This window comes from Pseudoxanthomonas sp. PXM02 (assembly GCF_014851805.1).
In the GTDB taxonomy this organism is placed as follows: Bacteria; Pseudomonadota; Gammaproteobacteria; order Xanthomonadales; family Xanthomonadaceae; genus Pseudoxanthomonas_A.
In genome coordinates, this window is the sequence record NZ_JACVAK010000002.1 from 931,202 (window position 1) to 947,433 (window position 16,232).

General features: G+C 67.0%; 19 protein-coding genes and 1 tRNA gene. 9 read left to right on the plus strand and 11 right to left on the minus strand.

Annotated features, from left to right (window positions below; all coding sequences use genetic code 11):
• Window positions 1-4: 4 nt before the first annotated feature.
• The 7 genes from IB225_RS13020 to IB225_RS13050 all read right to left on the minus strand — a co-directional run bounded on the left by IB225_RS13020 (window position 5) and on the right by IB225_RS13050 (window position 5,526).
• Window positions 5-856 carry an alpha/beta fold hydrolase gene (locus IB225_RS13020; RefSeq protein WP_192311639.1) on the minus strand — a complete coding sequence of 284 codons (852 nt, stop codon included), beginning with the start codon at window positions 854-856 and terminating at the stop codon, window positions 5-7.
• Window positions 853-1,662 carry a bifunctional hydroxymethylpyrimidine kinase/phosphomethylpyrimidine kinase gene (gene thiD / locus IB225_RS13025; protein WP_192311640.1) on the minus strand — a complete coding sequence of 270 codons (810 nt, stop codon included), beginning with the start codon at window positions 1,660-1,662 and terminating at the stop codon, window positions 853-855. Before thiD ends, IB225_RS13020 begins: the two co-directional genes overlap by 4 nt.
• A gap of 44 nt (window positions 1,663-1,706) precedes the next feature.
• Complete coding sequence (locus IB225_RS13030) at window positions 1,707-2,384, minus strand: YoaK family protein (RefSeq protein ID WP_192269244.1); 678 nt, start codon at window positions 2,382-2,384, stop codon at window positions 1,707-1,709.
• 7 nt (window positions 2,385-2,391) lie between these two features.
• On the minus strand, window positions 2,392-2,880 hold the full coding sequence (locus IB225_RS13035; protein ID WP_192311641.1) for a hypothetical protein: 489 nt from the start codon (window positions 2,878-2,880) through the stop codon (window positions 2,392-2,394).
• A gap of 63 nt (window positions 2,881-2,943) precedes the next feature.
• The gene (locus IB225_RS13040; RefSeq protein WP_192311642.1) at window positions 2,944-4,341 is read right to left on the minus strand and encodes a PhoH family protein; all 1,398 of its coding nucleotides are present in this window, start codon (window positions 4,339-4,341) and stop codon (window positions 2,944-2,946) included.
• Window positions 4,342-4,456: 115 nt separating this feature from the next.
• Complete coding sequence (locus tag IB225_RS13045; RefSeq protein ID WP_192311643.1) at window positions 4,457-4,963, minus strand: peroxiredoxin; 507 nt, start codon at window positions 4,961-4,963, stop codon at window positions 4,457-4,459.
• Between the two features lie 2 nt (window positions 4,964-4,965).
• On the minus strand, window positions 4,966-5,526 hold the full coding sequence (locus IB225_RS13050; RefSeq protein ID WP_162336523.1) for a glycine cleavage system protein R: 561 nt from the start codon (window positions 5,524-5,526) through the stop codon (window positions 4,966-4,968).
• 180 nt (window positions 5,527-5,706) lie between these two features.
• Here IB225_RS13050 and dapA point away from each other — a divergent pair, with 180 nt between their 5' ends.
• The gene (gene dapA / locus IB225_RS13055; RefSeq protein WP_192311644.1) at window positions 5,707-6,615 is read left to right on the plus strand and encodes a 4-hydroxy-tetrahydrodipicolinate synthase; all 909 of its coding nucleotides are present in this window, start codon (window positions 5,707-5,709) and stop codon (window positions 6,613-6,615) included.
• Window positions 6,616-6,630: 15 nt separating this feature from the next.
• Window positions 6,631-7,119 carry a hypothetical protein gene (locus tag IB225_RS13060; protein WP_192311645.1) on the plus strand — a complete coding sequence of 163 codons (489 nt, stop codon included), beginning with the start codon at window positions 6,631-6,633 and terminating at the stop codon, window positions 7,117-7,119.
• Window positions 7,120-7,195: 76 nt separating this feature from the next.
• On the opposite strand, the gene fdxA is transcribed toward IB225_RS13060, so the two are convergent.
• Window positions 7,196-7,519, minus strand: a complete 324-nt coding sequence (gene fdxA, locus IB225_RS13065) for a ferredoxin FdxA (protein WP_056881145.1) — start codon at window positions 7,517-7,519, stop codon at window positions 7,196-7,198.
• A 307-nt stretch (window positions 7,520-7,826) separates the two neighbouring features.
• Between fdxA and IB225_RS13070 the strand changes: the two genes are divergently transcribed.
• From IB225_RS13070 to IB225_RS13085, 4 genes are all read left to right on the plus strand, one after another.
• On the plus strand, window positions 7,827-8,534 hold the full coding sequence (locus IB225_RS13070; protein WP_192311646.1) for a pirin family protein: 708 nt from the start codon (window positions 7,827-7,829) through the stop codon (window positions 8,532-8,534).
• A 126-nt stretch (window positions 8,535-8,660) separates the two neighbouring features.
• Window positions 8,661-9,467 carry a MipA/OmpV family protein gene (locus tag IB225_RS13075; RefSeq protein ID WP_192311647.1) on the plus strand — a complete coding sequence of 269 codons (807 nt, stop codon included), beginning with the start codon at window positions 8,661-8,663 and terminating at the stop codon, window positions 9,465-9,467.
• A gap of 36 nt (window positions 9,468-9,503) precedes the next feature.
• Window positions 9,504-10,079 (plus strand): GNAT family N-acetyltransferase, encoded by a 576-nt coding sequence (locus tag IB225_RS13080; protein WP_192311648.1) that lies wholly within the window; start codon window positions 9,504-9,506, stop codon window positions 10,077-10,079.
• 1 nt (window position 10,080) lies between these two features.
• A complete protein-coding gene (locus IB225_RS13085) occupies window positions 10,081-11,184 on the plus strand; it encodes an MBL fold metallo-hydrolase (protein ID WP_192311649.1) in 1,104 nt (367 codons plus the stop codon).
• Between the two features lie 15 nt (window positions 11,185-11,199).
• Here IB225_RS13085 and IB225_RS13090 read toward each other — a convergent pair whose 3' ends face one another.
• From IB225_RS13090 to IB225_RS13100, 3 genes are all read right to left on the minus strand, one after another.
• The gene (locus IB225_RS13090) at window positions 11,200-12,567 is read right to left on the minus strand and encodes an ATP-binding protein (RefSeq protein WP_192311650.1); all 1,368 of its coding nucleotides are present in this window, start codon (window positions 12,565-12,567) and stop codon (window positions 11,200-11,202) included.
• Entirely contained in the window at window positions 12,564-13,229 is a 666-nt protein-coding gene (locus tag IB225_RS13095) for a response regulator transcription factor (RefSeq protein ID WP_345776616.1), read from the minus strand. Before IB225_RS13095 ends, IB225_RS13090 begins: the two co-directional genes overlap by 4 nt.
• Window positions 13,230-13,386: 157 nt before the next feature.
• Window positions 13,387-13,461 (minus strand) — tRNA-Glu (locus tag IB225_RS13100).
• A 74-nt stretch (window positions 13,462-13,535) separates the two neighbouring features.
• Here IB225_RS13100 and pcnB point away from each other — a divergent pair.
• Genes pcnB through panB form a run of 3 tightly spaced genes read left to right on the plus strand, consistent with a single transcriptional unit; the run spans window position 13,536 to window position 16,206 of the window.
• A complete protein-coding gene (gene pcnB, locus IB225_RS13105; RefSeq protein ID WP_192311652.1) occupies window positions 13,536-14,888 on the plus strand; it encodes a polynucleotide adenylyltransferase PcnB in 1,353 nt (450 codons plus the stop codon).
• Window positions 14,885-15,376 (plus strand): 2-amino-4-hydroxy-6-hydroxymethyldihydropteridine diphosphokinase, encoded by a 492-nt coding sequence (folK, locus tag IB225_RS13110; protein ID WP_192311653.1) that lies wholly within the window; start codon window positions 14,885-14,887, stop codon window positions 15,374-15,376. The genes pcnB and folK overlap by 4 nt, the downstream gene beginning before the upstream one ends.
• 17 nt (window positions 15,377-15,393) lie before the next feature.
• Window positions 15,394-16,206: a 3-methyl-2-oxobutanoate hydroxymethyltransferase gene (panB, locus tag IB225_RS13115; RefSeq protein WP_192311654.1), complete on the plus strand. Its 813-nt coding sequence runs from the start codon at window positions 15,394-15,396 to the stop codon at window positions 16,204-16,206.
• Window positions 16,207-16,232: the final 26 nt, after the last annotated feature.

Genomic DNA, 16,232 nt, shown 5'->3' on the forward strand with positions numbered 1-16,232 from the left:
CTACTCAGGCGAGCAGGGCGTCGACCACCGCCTGCGGCTGTTTCATCCACGCGAAATGGTCGGCCCGCGTTCCCAGTGCGGCGTGATGCAGCATCGTGACGTGCGCGGGGCTGTTCGGCAGTTTCGCCATCAGTGCACGCAGCGAGCTTTCCGGCGCCAGCCAGTCGTCGTCGAACAGCACGCCGTGCACAGGGGCTTGCACCGTACGCATGCCGGCTTCCAGATCCACCGGCCAGCCGGCGGCGCGGTAACGTCCGCTGAGTCCCACCCGCGCCCAGTCGCGGATTAGGCCACGTGCTTCATCGCCGCCGAAACCCAGCCGCCGGCCGGGCAATGCGCCGCAGGCGCGCGCGAGCCACGGCGCGAACTGGTAGAAGAACGGCAACGCGTAACCCTGCGGTGCCGGAAACGTGCGCCAGTACGGCGTGCCGCTGCCGACAAGCCAGATCGCGGCGAAGTCGTCCGGCACCTGGCCTGCATGGCAGGCCGCCAATTGTCCGCCCAGGCTGTGTCCACCGATGCGATGCGGCACGCCGGGCAGCCGGTTGCGCAGCGCCTGGTGACTGAGCGGCAGGTCCGTGCCCACCAGGTCGCGGTAGCCCCAGTCGGCGCGTCGGCCGGCCCGCAGTGAACTGCTGCCGTTACCGCGCCATTCGTGCACGAACACCGCGACGCCGCTTGACGCGAGCGCGTCCGCGAACGGCAGGTAATGGCGCGCGGCAACGCCCAAGGCGGGAACCCAGAGCAGGGCGGACGACGCGTCGGCCGGAATGCGGGCGATCAGCGTGTAGGCGTGACCGTCCTGCGACTGCAGGGGAATCTCTTCGTGGAGGACGGGCTGATCGATGGCGTTCATGCGAGGGGCGCCGCGCCGATGTGGTCCAGCACGACGATGTCGCTGCGTCCTGGCCGATAGCCGCCGCGCAGCGCGGCGTGCACATAGTCGGACGCAGCCAGGCAGGCCTCCTTCATCGACATGCCCTGCGCACGACGCGCGGCGATGGCGGAGGCCAGCGTGCACCCCGTGCCATGGGCTTCAAGCGACAGGCGCGGGTGCGCTGTTTCCGTCAGGCCCTCCGCATCGACGTAGAGGTCCACCACGTCACCGTCATCGGGTAGGTGGCCCCCTTTGAGGAACACCGCGCGTGCGCCCAGCGCCAGCAGGTCGTTCGCGGCCGTGCGCATCGCCGGCGCATCGGTGATGGCGCGGCCCAGCAGCAGTTCGGCCTCGGGCAGGTTGGGTGTCACTACATCCGCGAGCGGCAACACTTGCGTTCGCAACGCGTGCAATGCGCTGTCTTCAAGCAGCTTGGCGCCGCTGGTGGCGACCATCACGGGATCGACCACGATGGCCATCGGCGCATGGGCGCGCAACGCGTCCGCCACGACGCCGATCACCTCGGCGGTGGCCAGCATGCCCAGCTTCACTGCGTGGATATCGAAGTCGTCGAAACAGGCATCCAGTTGTGCCCGCAGGAAGTCCATCGACGGCACGTTCACCGCGGTCACGCCACGGGTGTGCTGCGCGGTGAGTGCGGCGATGGCCGAGAGGCCGTGCACCCGATGCGCGGCGAAGGTCTTGAGGTCGGCCTGGATGCCGGCGCCACCACCGGAATCGGAACCGGCGATGGTCAGGGCGGAAACCACGGAGGGAGCTGTCATGCGCGGATTGTGCCATCCGTACGCGGGCGTGTGGCGCCGCCGGCTCAGGGGGCGGGCGTCCTCGAACGTTGCCATTGGCGAAACAGCACGTAGCCGACGCCGGTGCCGCCGGTCAGCAGGGCAGGGGCCAGCAACGCGTCGTACGCGAAGTGGCGGTACAGCCATGCGCCGAGCACGCCGCCGCCGAGGAAGCCGCTGATGATGAGGCCGCTCAGCGTCAGGCGGCGCACCTGCAGTGGCATGCCGCGCAACAGGTGACCCAGCCCGATGCCGAGGTCGGTGAACATGCCGCTCAGGTGTGTCGTGCGCACGGCGGCGCCGCTGTAGGTGGTGACCATGGCGTTCTGCAGGCCGCAAGCCACGGCGGCCAACAAAGCGCCCCAGATCTGTTCCTGTTTGAACAGCGGGATCGCCGCCAGCAGCAGGGCGGCTTCCAGCGCCAGCACCACGCCGTAGCGGCGGCCCAGCTGCAAGGTCTGGTCCTGGATGATCAGGCCGCTGAGCATGGCGCCGAAGCAGAACGCGATCAGCACGCCCCACAGGTGCATCACGGCGCGCAGATCGCCGTGCGCGATCGCCGCTCCCAGCAGACTGGTGGTGCCGGTGAGGTGGCTGACCGCCTGGTGCTCGAACCCCAGGTAGCCGATGACGTTGACCATGCCCGCCACGCAGGCCAGCGTCACCGCGCCGATCCAGACCCAACGGGGAAGGTGGAGGCCCATGATGAGGTTACCGGCGGAAACGCAGAGGGGGATTACTGCGCCCGGGCCACCAGCGTGTCAGCGCCCAGCCCGCCAGGACCGGCATCACTACGGGCACCCAGTAATTCCAGCCCCGGTAATCGAGAGACCGATCCACCAGAATCCACAAAAGGGCGCCACCCATCGCCTGTGCCCAGCCACAGGCCAGTAGCACATGTAGCAGGCGCCACCGGCGGATGCTCGCCGAGAACGCCCAATACGCGAACGTGGCAAACAAGAAATCGGCGATCATCCTGACGATGGTGGCGCTGCCGAACTCACCACGATCCAGCACAGCTTCGATCGCCAGCATTGATGTCAGAAAGGCGGCAACGGTATGCCAGGTCGTCAGCACTACGAACAGCACGAGTCCGCCGATGAAGATCCGCCACCACTGCATGCCAACGGCCGCCGACACGACATCCTCCGTCCGTACGGCATCGGAAGCGTAGCGTGTCGGGGTGTAGGGATCGTGCATTCCAGCCTTCGGTGCTCACGCCGCAGGGCAGGCCGGAGTGGCCTGCCCCGCAATGGCGTACCGCTACAGCACTTCCGACGCGTAATCCGCCAGACGCGAACGCTCGCCACGGCGCAGCGTGATGTGCGCGCTGTGCGCCCAGTTCTTGAAACGGTCCACCGCGTAGGTCAGGCCGGACGTCGTTTCCGTCAGATAGGGCGTATCGATCTGCTCCACGTTGCCGAGGCAGACGATCTTGGTGCCCGGGCCGGCGCGGGTGATCAGCGTCTTCATCTGCTTCGGCGTCAGGTTCTGCGCCTCGTCGAGAATCAGGTAGCGCGACAGGAACGTGCGGCCACGCATGAAGTTCATCGACCGGATCTTGATGCGCGACGCGAGCAGATCGTTGGTCGCCGCGCGTCCCCATGCGCCGCCTTCCTGGTTGTGCGTCAGCACTTCCAAGTTGTCGGTCAGCGCGCCCATCCACGGCGTCATCTTTTCCTCTTCGGTACCGGGCAGGAAGCCGATGTCCTCGCCGACGCTGACAGTGGCGCGGGTCATGATGATCTCGCGGTAACGCTGCTGGTCCATCGTCTGTGCCAGGCCGGCGGCGAGTGCAAGCAGCGTCTTGCCCGTGCCGGCGGTGCCGAGCAGGGTGACGAAGTCGATGTCCGGATCCATCAGCGCATTGAGTGCGAAGTTCTGTTCGCGGTTGCGCGCATTGATGCCCCACACCGCGTGCTGGCTGTGACGGAAATCATCGACGATCTGCAGCGTCGCCTTGTCGCCCTCCACCTTGCTGACGCGGAACTCCGATTCATCGTCGCCCGGCAGGTAGAGGAACTGGTTGGGATACCAGCCGGCGTCCTTGGCCATGAGGACTTCGTAGTAGGTGCGGCCCTTGTCGGTCCAGGAGCGCAGGTCCTTGCCATGACGCTGCCAGAAGTCCTCCGGCAGCGGATCGGCGCCGGTGTACAGCAGGCTGAAGTCGTCGAGCGCGCGATCGTTCTCGTAGTCCTCCGACACGATGCCTGCGATCGCCGCCTTGATGCGCAGGTTGATGTCCTTGGAGACGAACACCACCGGGATTTCCGGCTCCTGCTCCTTCAGCGCGAGGATCGCGCCGAGGATCGCGTTGTCCGGGATGACCGCGCCGAAGCTCTTGCCGGCTTCGAAATGGCTGGTCTGGAAGCGCAGCAGGCCGGCGCTCTGCGAGCCGCGCAACTGCAGGCTGTTGGGCTGGATCAGCGGGATGCCGGCCGCCAGGTTGTCCAGGCCGGAGGCTTCGACCAGTTCGTTGAGGAAGCGGCTGACCTGCCGCGCATTGCGACTCGCTTCCGAGGTGCCCTTCTTGCCGTTGTCGAGTTCCTCGATCACCTGCATCGGCAGGTAGACGTCGTGCTCCTCGAACTTGAACAACGCAGTGGGGTCGTGCATCAGCACGTTGGTGTCCAACACATAGATACGCTTGCTACGGGTCATTCGGGCAACCTCATCGAGGAAGATGTGTGAACACGGGCGACTTTTCCGCGGACAGCAGCGAACCACCATGACCCGCCGCGGCGCGGGATGGTGGGTGGAGTGGAAGAGGATTCCGTCACTGGGACTGGTGGGCCTTCAGCGCGTCCAGCACGGCATCGGCATGGCCGGGAACCTTCACGCCGCGCCATTCCTGCGCGATACGGCTGTCGGGCGAGATCAGGAAGGTGCTGCGCACCACGCCCAGCACCTTGCGGCCGTACATGTTCTTTTCGTGGATCACGTCGAAGGCCTTGCAGAGCGCTTCGTCGGCATCGCTGACCAGCGGGAACTTGAATCCCTGCTTGGCGCAGAAGTTGTCGTGCGATTTCACCGAGTCGCGCGAAACGCCCAGCACCGTCGCATTCAATTTCTTGAACTTCGGCAGCAGGGCGTTGAAATCCAGGCCTTCGGTGGTGCAGCCGGGCGTGCTGTCTTTCGGATAGAAGTAGAGAACCAGCCAGGTGCCGGCGTAATCGGCGAGGGTGGCAGCGCCTGCGGCAGATGGGGAATGTTCGCCGCCGGACAGCGCCAGCGGCAGTTTCAATGTCGACTTGGGCAGGGCTTTCGCGCTTTTCGCCGTCATCGTCAGAACTTCATCGGATCCATGATCGCGTCCAGGTTCAGATGGTCGCAGAATTCGAGGAAATCGTCGCGCAGCGCGGCGATGTGCATGTTCGCGGGAACGCCGATCGTCACTTGGGCGGAGAACATTTCCGCACCGGTCTGCATCGCGCGGTAGCGCGTGCTCTGCAGGTTCTCGATGGTGATGCCCTGGCGGTCGAAGAAGTCGGCTAGCTGGAACAGGATGCCCGGCTTGTCGGCGGCCACCACTTCCACGATGTAGGGCAGCAGGTTCGACTGCACGACCTTCGGGCCGGTGCGGTAGAACACCAGCTTCAGGCCGTCGTCGCGTTCCAGCCGCGACAGCATGGCCTCGAGCTTCGCCACCGCGTCCCACGAACCGGTCGCGAGTGCCGTCACCGATACGTCACGCCCCACCGTGGACAGCCGCGCGTCCACCAGATTGCAGCCGCTGTCCGCGATCCGGCGCGTCACCGACAGGAGCGGCGATTCCGGATGCGTCGTATAGGCGGTGATCAGGAGGTGGTTTTCGGTCGGCGAAGGCCGGGGCGTGGAATCGGTCAAGAGAGCTTCCGGCGTTGCGGTCTGGCTGAATGGCGGCCGGGCTGCGGCCCGACGACGTTGGCAGCATACTTGCCCGCCCTTTGAGCCCGCAAGTAACATGCGGCCGACATTGCAGGCGGACCGGGATAACTGCGCTTACGGGCGCTCCCGGCCGCCGGATCCCCACCGAGAGCCTCCACCTTGCACCTTTCCGGCAGCATCACCGCACTGGCCACGCCGTTCCTGGCGTCGGGCGAACTCGATCTGGAAGCCTGGCGCGCGCTGCTCAAACAGCAGCTCGACGGCGGCACCCAGGGCGTGGTGGTGGCGGGCTCCACCGGTGAAGCGGCGGCGCTGTCCGACGACGAGTACGACACTGTGCTGCGGATCGCCGTGGAGGAGGTACGCGGACGCGTTCCCGTGCTGGCCGGCACCGGCCAGATGAACACCGCCAAGACCATCGCCGCCACGCGCCGCGCCGCGGCCGGTGGTGCGCAGCTCGCGCTGGTGGTCACGCCGCCTTACGTGCGTCCGACGCAGGCCGGCCTGGTAGCGCACTACCGCGCCGTCGCGGATCAAGGCGGGTTGCCGGTCGTGCTGTACAACGTGCCCGGCCGCACCGGCTGCGATCTGCTGCCGGAGACGGTGGCAGAGCTGGTCGACCATCCGAATATCGTCGGCATCAAGGAAGCGCGTGCCGAGCCCGAGCGAATGGCTGCGCTGCTCGCGCTGCGCACGGACAGCTTCGCCATCCTCAGCGGCGACGATCCGACCGCCTCGCGCGCGATGCTGGCTGGCGCGGATGGGCTCATTTCGGTTGGTTCGAATGCGTTGCCGCGTACGTTCCGCCGCCTGTGCGACCTGTCCCGATCCGGTGATGCCGTCGCTGCTGCTGCGCTGGATGCGCAACTGCAGGAGATCTACGGCTTCCTCGGCGTGGAATCCAATCCCATTCCGGTGAAGGCGCTGCTGCAGCGCGCAGGGTTCGGCCACGGCCTGCGCCTGCCGCTGCTCTCGCTGTCCGACGCCCATACCGACACCGCCGACCGCCTCGCCACCGTGGCGCAGGCGCTGGAAGCACAATCCAGCCGCGACAGCCTCGCGGCCTGAACCCAGGAGAACCTCATGCGTCTTTCGTCTTCCCTCGTGCGTCCGCTTGCCCTCGTGCTGCTGGTCGTGTCCGTCGCCGGCTGCTCGTGGTTCAAGAAGGGCGCGAAGGGCGACTACGCGCTGGCGCCGGAAGCGCGCCCGCTGGAAGTCCCGCCGGACCTCAACCTGCCCAACACCAGCGGCGCCATGCAGGTTCCCTCGGCCGGTCAGGTGGGTCCGACGGCCGCGCCGGCGGCGGGTGGTTTCAACGTCGCGGGTTCGCGCGATGAAGCGTTCACGCGCGTCGGCGAGGCGCTCGCGGGTGTCGACGGCGTGACCGTCGCCAGCCGTGCGCAGCTGCTGGGCACCTATGACGTGAGCTACGAAGGCACGAGCTTCCTGGTGCGCGTGTCGGCCGTCGAGGCGGGCGCCTATGTGGCGGCCGTCGATCCGCGCGGCCTGCCGGCCACGTCGCCGGCCGCCGTGAAGTTGCTGGCCGCGCTGAAGGCCAAGCTGGGCGGCTGATCCGCCACACCCGGGTAAAGAAAAAGGGCGCCTTGCGGCGCCCTTTTTCATGGGTGGACAGCGGTGGCCGTTGAGGTCAACGCTCCAGCAGCGGCAGCTTGTCCGGTTTGCCTTCCCATTCCTTAGCGTCCGGCAGCGGGTCCTTGCGCGTGGTGATCACCGGCCAGGCGCGCGACAGTTCCGCGTTGAGCGCCACATAGCCTTCCTGTCCGGCGGGTACGTCGTCCTCGGGGTAGATGGCGTTGATGGGGCACTCCGGTTCGCACAGGGTGCAGTCGATGCATTCGTCCGGATCGATCACCAGGAAGTTCGGGCCTTCGTGGAAACAGTCCACGGGACAGACTTCCACGCAGTCGGTGTACTTGCACTTGATGCAGTTTTCGGTAACGACGAAGGGCATGAGGCTCTGTGTGCAGCGGAAAGAACCGCGCAAGTTTAAATCACCGCGTCAGTCGAGTTGGGAATCTTTCTTGTCCGTTGGCGGTGGCGGGTGATCACCTCGCGTGCGCGATGACGGAACGGGGCGGCGAGTCCTCAAGGGTGGGGCGGCCGTGTGCCGGGCGGCGCATCGTTCCAGGCGCATGTCGCAAGGGAGTGAGGCGCCCGATCTACTGTCGTAAATAGAACAATCAGTTAGTCGATGCCTGCTTTATTCTATTTTTGTACGGGATCATGCTGCGCGCCTCACCACAGCCAGGAGCTTCGCCATGATCACCCTTCGTCCTGCCCAGGCCCGCGGCCACGCCAACCATGGCTGGCTCGACTCCTGGCACAGCTTCTCCTTCGCCAATTACTTCGACGACAAGCACGTCCACTGGGGTCCCCTGCGCGTGATCAATGAGGATCGCGTGGCGGCTGGCCGCGGGTTCGGCGAGCACGGCCATCGCGACATGGAGATCATCAGCTACGTGCTGGAAGGTGCGCTGGGGCACAAGGATTCGATGGGCAACAGCTCGAGCATCGTGCCGGGCGACGTGCAGCGCATGAGCGCCGGCACCGGCGTACAGCACTCCGAGTTCAACTACAGCGAATCCGGCACCACGCATTTCCTGCAGATCTGGATCATCCCCGATCGCCAGGGCGTGAAGCCGTCGTATGAAGAAAAGACCTTCCCCGCGACGGAGAAGCAGGGTCGCCTGCGCCTGGTGGTAAGCCCGGACGGTGCCGACGGTTCGGTCAGCATCCACCAGGATGCGCGCATGTACGTGGGCCTGTTCGACGGCAGCGAGAAGGCGGAGCTGGGCTTGGCCGAAGGCCGGCTCGGCTACGTGCACGTCGCGCGTGGCGAAGCCACCGTCAACGGCAAGCCGCTCAAGGCGGGCGATGCGCTGCTGTACGACGCCGAGCCGCTGGTCAGCATCGAGCGCGGCATCGGCGCGGAAGTGCTGGTGTTCGACCTGCCGCGGATGCAGTAGTCCTGCTGGCTGGCAAAGGGCGGTCGACGCGAGCCGCGCCGACCGTCGCCGTGCTTAAGGAGTTCTTAAAGAGCAGGCGCGAGCATGACGGGGTCGGACATCCCCCACCCCCATGCCGAGGTCTCCATGCTAGCGCTGCGTGCCTGTACGCCCCTGTTGTTGCTGTTGCCGTTCTCCGTTGCCGCCCAGGTCGTCGAGCGCACCGACGCGAAAGCGCAGGACCAGTTGCCGAGCCGCTGGAGCGCCGGTCTCGCGGTCGTGCATCGCGACAGTGAATACGCAGGGGAGGGCACGCGCACGCGCCTGTATCCCAACATCGCCTACGACGGCGACCGCTTCTACCTGCGCGGCGCCGCGCTCGGGTACCGCGCCTACAAGGATGAACGCTTCGAGCTGCGTACGTTCGTTGCCGGTCGCCTGGATGGCATGGATGCCGATGACTTCGGCGCGGCGGCCCTGGCACGGCGTGGCGTGGACCGCAGCCTCTTGTCCGATCGCGACGACAGCGTCGATCTTGGCGTCGGCGCCAGCTGGAAGGGTAGTGCCGGCAAACTCGATCTCGACGTGCGTTTCGATGTCAGTGGCGCCAGCGAGGGCTACGCCGCTTCACTGGACTACAGCTATCCGCTGACGCTGGGCCGTACGACGCTGGTGCCCTCCGTGGGGGCGGTGCGCCTGTCCGTCGACATGGCGGACTACTACTACGGCATCCTCGACGAAGAAGTCGCGCGGGGCGTGGCAGCCTACCGACCCGGCGCCGCCACGGTGCCGCGCGTAGGCCTGAGCCTGATCCACCCCTTCGCCAAGCGTTGGGCGCTGCTGGGCAACCTCGAGTACCGGGCGTTGCCGGATGCACTGAAGGACAGTCCCCTTGTCGACGTCGACAAGGACAACAGCACCTCCCTGTTCGTCGGTATCTCCCGCGGCTTCTGACGCGCTTGCCCTCTTTTCCTCTTCCTGGAGTTGCCCATGACTGCACGACTCTTGCGCGCCGAGAAGGTGACCCTGCCGTTGCCCGGGGCATATCTGCCCGCAGCGGATGATCCGGCCTGGGCGGAGATGTTGGTCCGTGACGAGGTCGATGTCCGCCGCGTTACCCGAGCGCACGCCGCTGCGCTGATGCAGTTGTGCGATCGGCAGATGGCGGAGCTGCCGGAAACATCGGGCACGCGCCCGGGCACCGGCGTGCTGGAGTTGATGGAGGCGCTGTTCGAGCCTCCGCTGCGTGCTTGGGCGTGGATCGCCGAGCGTCGTGGCGAACCGGCCGGTTATGCGTTCGCCACGGTGGGGTTCTCGATGATCGAGCGTGCGTACTACTTCAATCTCGAGACGCTGTTCGTGCCAGCCAGTGCGCGGCCTTCCGACATCGCCGCGCGCCTGTTCGCCGAAGCGCGCCGCATGGCGTCGGACCTGGGCTGCGTGGACCTGCGCTGGCAGGTGCCGGTGGGGCAGAGCGGTGCGCTGATGGCGATGCCGGGCCAGACCGGTGCGGCGACGATGATCCAGTACGTGTTCCCCACGCTGCGGAGCGACCAGGATGACTGAGATGCCGAAAGCACCCTCGCCACGGAGGAAGCGGCTGAAGCGTCTTGCGGCCGCCGCATGCGTATCGGCGGGCGCCGTCGCCTACGCCGGCACCTCCGGTTGCAGCACGCTGTCGTACCCGCAGTCGCCGCAGTTCGGCGAAGACGGCTTCCAGAACGAACGCAAGCCGCGTCCGTTGGGCTGGCGCGAGACCAGCAAACTCTGGTGGGACTTCCTGGTCGGCGGCAAGCCGGCGGGTACCGTCCCGAGTACCGCCATTCCCGTGCAGGCATTGACGCGCGCACAGCTCGACGAGGCGCCGGACGGCACGTTGTACCGCCTCGGCCACTCCACCGTGCTGTTGAAACTGGAAGGCCGCTACTGGCTCACCGATCCGGTGTTCTCCGAGCGCGCCTCGCCGGTGCAGTGGGCCGGGCCAAAGCGTTTCCATACGCCGCCCATCGCCATCGACGACCTGCCGGTGCTGTCCGCGGTGGTGCTGTCGCACGACCACTACGACCATCTGGATCGCGACACGGTGCGCGCGCTGGCCGAGAAGACGGAGATCTTCCTGACCCCGCTAGGCGTGGGCGATCGGCTCATCCGCTGGGGCGTGCCGCGCGACAAGGTGCGCCAGCTCGACTGGTGGGAGGACGTACAGGTGCAAGGCGTCCATTTCACCGCGACACCGTCACAGCACTTCTCGGGCCGTGGTCTGTTCGATCGCAACGCCACGCTGTGGGCGTCGTGGGTGATCCGGACCGACGACCTGAAGGTGTTCTTCAGTGGCGACACCGGTTACTTCGATGGTTTCCGCACCATTGGCGAGCGCCTGGGGCCGTTCGATCTGACCCTGCTCGAATGCGGTGCCTACGACCGTCGCTGGCAGGACGTGCACATGCTGCCGTCGCAGACGCTGCAGGCGCACCGCGACCTGGGTGGCAAGTGGATGGTGCCGATCCACAACAGCACCTTCGACCTGGCATTCCATGGCTGGAGCGAGCCGATGGAAACGCTTTACACGTTGTCGCAACAGGCGGGCGTCGATATCGCCACGCCGGTGATCGGCACGCCGCTGGCGATCACCCGGCCCGACGGCACACAGCCCTGGTGGCGCGGCGAATAATCGCCGCGTTCGGGATCAAACGTCAGGCGCCGCGACGAACTCGACGCGGCAACCGAAGCCGCGTCCGGCGATGCCTTCTTCCACCGTGATGCGTGCGTCGTGTGCGCGGGCGATGCGGTCGACCAGCGACAGGCCGATACCGCTGCCACGCTCGCCATTGCCCTGGCTGCCCCGGAAGAAACGTTCGAAGATACGTTCGCGCTCTTCCACGGGCACGCCGGGGCCGCTGTCGCGCACGACCAGCCACGCGGTCTGTTCGTCGCCACCGCAGGCGATCTCGATGCGCGCCTGCTCACCGCTGTAGCGGACCGCGTTGTCCAGCAGGTTGCGGACGAGAATCCCGAGGTCGTCCAGATCGCCGCGGACGCTCGCCGGCTCGGCATGGATCGCGAGCACCTGCTGCCGGCGGGTCGCCATCGATTCGAATTCGCGCGCCACCATCGTCACCACATCCGGCAGCGCGACGACCGGTCGGTCCTCGCGCAGCGGGGACGCATCGACCCGCGCGGAATCCAATAACTGCTGCGCCAGACGCGACGTACGCTGGATGCCTTGCGCCAGCTGTGTCAGCGCGGCCTGCGCATCCGCCTGGCTGCCCGCACGCATGGCCACCTGGGTCTGGGTGAGCAGGGCAGCCAAGGGTGTGCGCAACTCGTGCGCGGCATCGGCGAGGAACTGGCGCTCGCCGCGCATCGCCTCGGACAGACGTCCAAGCAGCAGGTTGAACGAATCCACCAGCGGCCGGATTTCACGCGGCAGGCCGGACGCCGGCAACGGCGCAAGATCGTGGGGATCGCGAAGCGCCATATCCTGGCGCAGGCGATTCATCGGCCGCAGGCTCCAGTGGATCGCGAATCCGACCGAGGCTCCCAGCACCAGCAGGATGCCGACGCCGCTCCACAGACTGATCTTCACCCAGTGCGCGAGTTCGGCCTTCATCGCGGACTGCGACATGCCGGCCTGCACCTGGATGCGGCCGGTCGCATCGGTGACCGCGTAGACGCGCCAAGGTTCGCCGGCGACCTCGCTGACCACGAAGCCCGGTTTGAAGTCCGCGCGCAACGGCTGCATGGGAGCGCCATTCGACGCCACCACGGGCGTGCGGCGACCGAGGATCCACACCTGGTAGCGCAGGGTCTCGAATTTCTTGCCCGCCCGGCTGGGCTGCGTCGGCAGGCGCAGGCGCGGGCCTTCGTCCAGCGCATCGAGAGTGCCGGGCATCGACAGCAGGATCTGTTCGCTGACCTCCTGCAGGAACAGGTCGTCATGGCCTTTCTGCTGTCGCGTCATCTGGAAGTGCTGGCCACCCAGCCAGCAGGTCCAGCCGAGGGCGAGTGGTGTCATCACCGCGATCAACAGCTTCGATTTCAGCGAGTGGCTCATTCGCCTTCTCCCAAGCGGTAGCCGAAACCGTGCACGGTGGTGATCACGCCGTCTCCAAGCTTTTTGCGCAACTGGTGGATATAGACCGCGATGGTGTTGCTCTCGATCGCGCCGTCGCCGCCATAGACCAGCGATTCCAGGGTGTCGCGTGCGATCACGCGGCCGGGACGTTCCATCAGGGCGAGCAGGGTGCGGTACTCGTGTACGCCCAGGCGAACGGGGCGATCACCTAGGCGTACCGAGCGATCGGCGGGGTCCAGCACGATGTCGCCGTGGCGAAGTACGGGTGCCACGCGTCCCTGCGTGCGGCGGACCACAGCGCGCAGGCGTGCGCCCAGTTCGCCGGCTTCGAACGGTTTGACGATGTAGTCGTCGGCGCCGGCATCCAGGCCGCGCACGCGGTCGCTCAGCTGGTCGCGGGCGGTGATGATCAGCACCGGCGTGGTGTCGTAGCGCTGGCGCAGCGCGGCCAACACGTCCAGTCCGGAGCCGCGCGGCAGGCCCAGGTCGAGCAGGATGGCGGTGTAGCCGTGGTCGACCAGGGCCAGGCGCGCGGACGCAACGTCCTCGGCGCGGTCGATCGACCAGCCATCCTGCGCCAGCGCGGCAGCCAGCGCGTCACCGAGCATGCGATCGTCTTCAACCAGGAGCAGGCGCGACACGGGCGACCCTCGGGGTGGCGGGACCACCATGCTAGGGGGAAGCGATTAAAGCGGTTTTAATGCATTTCCGGCCAGGCCAGCAAACGCAAAACCCCGCCGGAGCGGGGTCTTGGTCGTTCCACCGAATTGCGGATCTCAACCCGCAATCTCGACCGGATGGCGCTCCCTAGGGGACTCGAACCCCTGTTTTAGCCTTGAGAGGGCCACGTCCTAACCACTAGACGAAGGGAGCGTTTTTGGTGAAACCGGCGTAGCGGATTAGTATAGGCGGCGGTCAGGCAGAGGGCAATCCACCCCGCCGGCCGCGTGACCCTCCTGCATGGAACTGCCGCTATTACGCCCGTCACCGCTCTGCGAACCATCCCGCGCGACCAGCACACCATTTCGCGCAAGGACATCAGCCCGAACGCGCTGCGCGTGCTCTACCGCCTGCGGGATGCCGGCTTCCAGGCCTATCTGGTCGGTGGCGCGGTGCGCGACCTGCTGGTCGGTGGCCATCCCAAGGATTTCGACGTCGCCACCGACGCCACCCCGGAACAGGTCCGCCAGCAGTTCCGCAATTGCCGGCTGATCGGTCGCCGCTTCCGGCTGGCGCATGTGGTGTTCGGCCGCGAGATCATCGAAGTCGCCACGTTCCGCGCCAACAGCGACGACGGCAGCGGCGACCGCGAAATGGACAACGGCCGGCTGGTCCGCGACAACGTCTACGGCACCGTGGAGGACGACGCAGTACGTCGCGACTTCACCGCCAACGCGCTGTATTACGCGATCGATGATTTCTCGGTCCGCGATTACGTCGGCGGCTTCGAGGACGTCATGGCGCGGCGCCTGAAGCTGATCGGCGATCCCGAACAGCGCTACCGCGAAGACCCCGTGCGCATGCTGCGCGCCGTGCGCCTGGCGGCCAAGCTGGGTTTCGAGATCGAAGCGGATACCGCCGCGCCGATCGCGCCACTGGCGCCGCTGCTGGCCGAAGCCGCACCGGCCCGCCTGTTCGAAGAGATCCTGAAGCTGTTCCTCTCCGGCCATAGCGTCGCCAGCTTCGAAGGGCTGGAGCGTTTCGGCCTGTTGAAGGTGCTGTTCCCCGAAAGCGCGGCCGCCCTCGCGTCCAACCGTAGCGGCGCGTTGCGCCGGATGGTGCTGGCGGGTCTGACGGGCACCGATCAGCGCGTCGCCAATGACGAGCCGGTCTCGCCGGCGTTCCTGTTCGCCCTGCTGCTGTGGCCGGCGTATTGCCGTGCACTGATGGGCTTGCAGGCGCAGGGCGTGCATGCCGAAGAAGCGCAGCGTCGTGCCGCCGACCGCGTCACGCTGCACCAGTTGAACACGGTCGCGCTGCCGCGCCGTTTCTCGCTGCCGATGCAGGAGATCTGGTTGCTGCAGACGCGCTTCGGCAACCGCCAGCGCAAGCGGGTGACGCGCCTGCTGACCCATCCGCGCTTCCGTGCTGCCTTCGATTTCCTGGTCCTGCGGCTCGCGGCATCGCCCGAGCATGCGGAGGACGTCGCGTTCTGGCGCGAGGCGCAGACCCAGTCCGGTGAAGAACTGGCAGCCACGCTCGGCGTCGCACCGGCGGATGCCTTCAGCGACGAGGACGCGCCTCCTTCGAAGCGCCGCCGTCGCCGTCGCCGCCGTACGGGCGGTCCGTCGTCGGAATGACGCCGGTCGTCCAGGCCTGCGTTGGCCTGGGAGCCAATCTGGGCGATGCCGCCGACACGCTGCGTAAAGCGCTCGATGCGCTTGAGCGCCGCGAACACACCGCCGTTCGTGCCGTGTCGCGCTTCTACCGGACGCCGGCCTGGGGCAGGGAAGACCAGCCCGACTTCATCAATGCCGTCGCGTTGCTGGACACGTCGCTGGCGCCCCGCGCGCTGCTGGACCTGTTGCTGACGGTGGAAGCCGAGTTCGGCCGGCATCGCGTGGAGGGCGAGCGCTGGGGGCCGCGCACGCTGGATCTGGACCTGTTGCTGTACGGGGACGCGGTGATCGACGAGCCCGGCCTGCGCGTGCCGCATCCGCACCTCCATGAACGCGCTTTTGCACTGGTTCCGCTGCTCGACGTGCTGCCGGCGGCCCGAATCCCGGGTTACGGCGCTGCGCAGGACGCTGTGTCTGCGCTGGAAATGTCCAACATCCATCCGTTATGAGTGGATAATACGGCGCTATGAGCACGCATGCCGACAGCAAACCCTGGACCGTTCCCGCCCTCGCCGACGCCAAGCGCGACGGTCGCAAGCTGGTGATGCTGACGGCGTACGACAACAGTTTCGCCCGCGTGCTGGACGCCAATGGCGTGGATCTGGTGTTGATCGGCGACTCGTTGGGCATGGTGGTGCAAGGGCATGACTCCACGCTGCCGGTGACGGTGGACGACATCGTCTACCACACGCGCGTGGTGTCCCGCGGCCTTGACCGTGCGCTGCTGGTGTCCGACCTGCCGTTCCAGTCCGATGCCACGCCCGAGCGTGCGCTGGACGCGGCGATCGCGCTGCTGCAGGCCGGTGCCGAGATGGTCAAGCTGGAGGGGGCTGGACACAAGCTCGATGTCATCCGCTTCCTGGTCGAACGCGACATTCCGGTGTGCGCGCACCTCGGCCTGACGCCGCAGTCCGTGCTGAAGTTCGGCGGTTACCGCGTGCAGGGCCGCGACGAAGCGGCCGCCGCACGCCTGCGCGAGGATGCGCGCGCCGTGGCAGCAGCGGGCGCGCAGCTGCTGGTGCTGGAGTGCGTGCCGTCGTCGCTGGCGGCCACGATCACCGCCGACCTCGCCATTCCCACCATCGGCATCGGCGCTGGCCCCGGCTGCGACGGACAGGTGCTGGTGCTGCATGATTTCCTTGGCCTCGATACGGGCCACCGGCGGCCGAAGTTCGTCAAGGATTTCCTTGCCGACGGCGGCTCCGTGGCGGGCGCGGTGCGCGCTTACGCCGACGCGGTGCGCAGCGGGGCATTCCCCGACAGCGCCCATTCCTACTGACCGCGCCGCGCGCAACGACACGCCAC